Source organism: Guyparkeria halopsychrophila (genome assembly GCF_044582135.1).
GTDB lineage: Bacteria > Pseudomonadota > Gammaproteobacteria > Halothiobacillales > Halothiobacillaceae > Guyparkeria.
The window spans coordinates 1-530 of sequence record NZ_JBDODP010000068.1 but is presented as its reverse complement, the minus strand read 5'-3'; the positions used below and the strand labels follow the sequence as shown (position 1 = coordinate 530).

General features: G+C 64.2%; 1 protein-coding gene. It reads left to right on the top strand.

Annotated features, from left to right (window positions below; genetic code table 11):
- A partial coding sequence (locus tag ABGV18_RS11515; RefSeq protein WP_396586150.1) for an EF-Tu/IF-2/RF-3 family GTPase occupies nucleotides 1-530 on the top strand: 530 nt, incomplete at both ends.

Below are 530 nucleotides of genomic sequence, written 5' to 3'. Positions count from 1 at the left end.
TCGCGTCAGGTTGGCGTCCCGTTCATCGTCGTGTTCCTGAACAAGGCCGACATGGTCGATGATGCGGAACTGCTGGAACTGGTCGAGATGGAAGTTCGCGACCTGCTGAGCCAGTACGACTTCCCGGGTGACGACACCCCGATCGTTACCGGTTCGGCCCTCAAGGCGCTGGAAGGCGACACCAGCGAGATCGGCGCGCCGTCGATCGTCAAGCTGGTCGAGGCCATGGACAGCTACATCCCCGAGCCGGATCGCGCCATCGACGGCTCGTACCTGATGCCGGTCGAGGACGTGTTCTCCATCTCCGGTCGCGGCACCGTGGTGACCGGTCGTGTCGAGCGCGGCATCGTCAAGGTGGGCGAAGAGATCGAGATTGTCGGCCTGAAGGACACCGTCAAGACGGTCGTCACCGGCGTCGAGATGTTCCGCAAGCTGCTGGACCAGGGTCAAGCGGGCGACAACATCGGCGTACTGCTGCGCGGCACCAAGCGCGACGACGTCGAGCGTGGCCAGGTACTCTGCAAGCCGGG